Below are 3,111 nucleotides of genomic sequence, written 5' to 3' on the forward strand. Positions count from 1 at the left end.
GCACGCCCACCGCCCGCCCCGCCGCCTGCTCCCGGTCCCAGTGGTCCGTCAGCCGCCCGGCGACGGCCAGCATCATCGGGTGGTACGCCTCCATGGCCTCACGGCTGAACCCCGGGGCCAGCACGTCGTGGGCCAGCTGCCAGTTCGGCTCGTGGTTGTACGCCGTGAACAGCCCGTCCCCGGCGACGGGCCGCAGATTGGCGACGCCGAGGCCCACGTGCTTGGCGAACCGCGACTCGTCCGCGAGGTCGGCCACCAGATCGGCGCCCCAGACGAACACGAACTCCCGGTTGAAGGCCTTGCGCCGGTAGATCGGCCCCAGTTGGCGGGCGAAGCGCAGGGAGTCCTGCAGCGGCGTGGCGCGGTTGGCGCCCAGCACGTCACCGAGCAGCGGGAGCCGGCGCGGCGGATGCGGGATGCGGTGCAGCTCCGGCCAGCCCTGCTCGGCACTGCGGAACCCGCCCGGCAGCGCCGCCCCTGTCGTGGTCTGCGCCATGACGTGATCTCCCTTGATCCGGCGGCGATTGAGCTCGTTGTACGTGGTCGTTGTACGTGGGTTCAATAGCGTGCCCAGTCTGGTCCCGCTGTTGAACCGGCGTCAAGTAAAGTGCGGTCATGGCCGCGAACCAGGGCGAGCGCGCGCGCCGCCGGCTCAGCACCGGTGAGCGTCGGGAGCAGCTGCTGTCGGTGGGGGCGCGGCTGTTCTCGGAGAGTCCGTACGACGACGTCTGGATCGAGCAGGTCGCCGAGATCGCCGGTGTCTCCCGGGGGCTGCTCTACCACTACTTCCCGACCAAGCGGGAGTTCTTCGCGGCCGTCGTCGAGCGGGAGAGCGAGCGCATGCTGCGGATGACGGCGGCGGTGCCCGGCGTCCCGGTGCGCGAGCAGCTCACGGCGGGGCTGGAGACGTACCTCGAGTACGTCGAGGCCCATGCGCACGGCTTCCGGGCCTTCCACCGCGCCGACGCCGCCGGGGACCAGGCCGTACGCCGGGTCTACCAGCGGGCGCTCGCCGCGCAGGAGCGTCAGATCCTCGCGGCGCTGGAGGCGGACCCCGAGTTCGGCCCGGTCGCCGGCGCGCGTCCCGACCTGCGGCTCGCGGTCCGGGGCTGGCTGGCCTTCACCACGGCCGTCTGCCTGGAGTGGCTGCGCGGCTCGGAGCTGGGGCGCGAGCAGATCCGTGATCTGTGCGCCCGGGCGTTGCTGGGCGTCATCGCGCCCTGAGGATGTGCTGCTCCGGCCCTCCCGTGGTTGGCGTGCGTCCCGATCGGTTGGCGTGCGCCCCGATCTTCGATAGGTTAGGCAAGGCTTACCTAAGGAGGTTGTTCTGGGATGGGTGACAGCCAGAGCTGGACGGCCGCGCCTGCCGCGGCCGAACGGGCCCGTTCGGTGCTCGCCACCGCGTGGTCCTGCGCGGTGACCGCCGAGGGCGGGCGCGAGGAGTTCGTCGGCGCGCACACCGTGGCCGAGGACGGCGGGGTCCTGCTGAGCGTGCCCGAGGACAGCGCGCTGCTCACGGCCGCGATCTGCGCACCCCGTGGTGAGCCGTCCGCCGTGCTGGAGTTCGCCGACGTGGCACCCGTCCCGGTGCGCAGCCGGATCCGCGCCCGGCTCTGGCTCGCGGGATGCCTCATCCCCGACGACGACCGACTTGCCTTCCGTCCCACCCGGATCGTGCTGCGGCAGCCGTCCGGCGCGGTGGTGGTCGACCTCGACGAGTTCGCCGCCGCGGCGCCCGACCCGCTCGCCCTCGCCGAGGCGCATCTGCTGACCCACCTCGCCGACTGCCACCCCGAAGCGGTCGAACGGCTCACCCGCCTCGTCGACCACGCCAGTCTGCACGGCGCCGTCCGCGTCCGGCCCCTCGCCGTCGACCGGCACGGGCTGACCCTGCGCATCGAACGCAACCGCGCCCACGGCGACGTACGCCTGCCCTTCCACACCCCCGCCGACGACGTCGGTCAGCTCACGGAGCGCATGCACGCCCTGCTCTCCCAGGCGAGCGCCTCCTCCTGCCCGCGTGCCCTACAGCGGCAGCGCACAGACCGCGACCGGTGAGGCGAACGGCTCGCCCGCGAGCCGCAGTTCACCGCTGTGGTCGTCGACGTGGAACACGCTGACCGTGCCGGACTTCTGGTTCGCCGCGAACAGCAGCCCGCCGTCCGGTGAGAAGGCGATCTGCCGGGGGAAGTCCCCCGACACCGGGACCGTGCCGAGCAGCCGCAGCCGGGCGCCGTCCGCCTCGACGGCGTAGCGCGCCAGGGTGTTGTCGCCGCGGTTGGCGAGGAAGGCGTACGAGCCGTTGCGGGTCACCAGGATCTGCGCCGGGTAGTTGGTGCCAGGACCGGAGCCCGTGGACTGCGGTGCGCCGATTTTGAGCCGCCCGCTGGACCGGTCGTAGGCGCAGACCGCGATCGTGTCGTCGACCTCGTTGGCCAGATAGGCGTAACGGCCGCCCGGGTGGAAGGTGAGATGGCGCGGACCGGCGCCCGGCCGGGTGTGCGCCTGCGCGGCCTCGGTGAGCCGGCCCGTGCGCTCGTCGAGGCGGTAGGTGTAGACGGTGTCCGTGCCCAGGTCGACCGCGAGGACATGGCCGCCGTCGGGGCTGGTGATGAACTGGTGGGCGTGCGGCCCCTGTTGGCCGGGTCCCGGTGCGGGATCGGAGTGCACGACCAGGTCGGCGCGCTTGCCCAGGGCACCCGAGCCGTCGATGGGGTGCACCGCCACGCTGCCGGAACCGTAGTTGGCGCTCAGCAGCCAGCGGCCGCTCGGATGCACCGACAGATGGCAGGGCCCGGCCCCGCCGGTGGCGCGGCTGCCCAGGACCTTGCGGTCGGCGAGGCGTACGGCGGTCACGGCGCCGTCGTCCCGCTCGTCCACCGCGTACAGCGTGCGGCCGTCGGGATGCGCGGCCAGATAGGACGGATCGGGCACTCCGGTGAGGGTGCCGGCGCCGGTGACACGACCGCTGGTGGGGTCGTAGGTGGCGAGTCCGACGCCCCTGCCGCCGCCCTCGACGGAGGTGTAGGTGCCGATGTAGAGGGGACGCGGCCCGGACTTCCGGGGCGCGGGGCGGGGTGTGGAGGGCTTGGCCGACGGCCGCGGTGAGGT

The 3,111-nt window shown here is 73.1% G+C and carries 4 protein-coding genes; 2 read left to right on the forward strand and 2 right to left on the reverse strand.

What is annotated here, in order from left to right:
- On the reverse strand, nucleotides 1-496 hold a 496-nt coding region (locus tag GRC12_RS43150), incomplete at its 3' end, for a cytochrome P450 (protein WP_208785899.1).
- Nucleotides 497-615: 119 nt separating this feature from the next.
- Between GRC12_RS43150 and GRC12_RS43155 the strand changes: the two genes are divergently transcribed.
- Nucleotides 616-1,224 (forward strand): TetR/AcrR family transcriptional regulator, encoded by a 609-nt coding sequence (locus tag GRC12_RS43155; protein WP_208785900.1) that lies wholly within the window; start codon nucleotides 616-618, stop codon nucleotides 1,222-1,224.
- A 108-nt stretch (nucleotides 1,225-1,332) separates the two neighbouring features.
- Nucleotides 1,333-2,058, forward strand: a complete 726-nt coding sequence (locus GRC12_RS43160; protein ID WP_208785901.1) for a DUF2470 domain-containing protein — start codon at nucleotides 1,333-1,335, stop codon at nucleotides 2,056-2,058.
- On the opposite strand, the gene GRC12_RS43165 is transcribed toward GRC12_RS43160, so the two are convergent.
- Nucleotides 2,026-3,111: lactonase family protein (locus tag GRC12_RS43165; RefSeq protein WP_208785902.1), on the reverse strand; the 1,086-nt coding region annotated here is incomplete at its 5' end. The two genes, GRC12_RS43160 and GRC12_RS43165, sit on opposite strands and share 33 nt — an antisense overlap.

The organism is Streptomyces griseorubiginosus (assembly GCF_017614965.1).
In the GTDB taxonomy this organism is placed as follows: Bacteria; Actinomycetota; Actinomycetes; order Streptomycetales; family Streptomycetaceae; genus Streptomyces; species Streptomyces griseorubiginosus_B.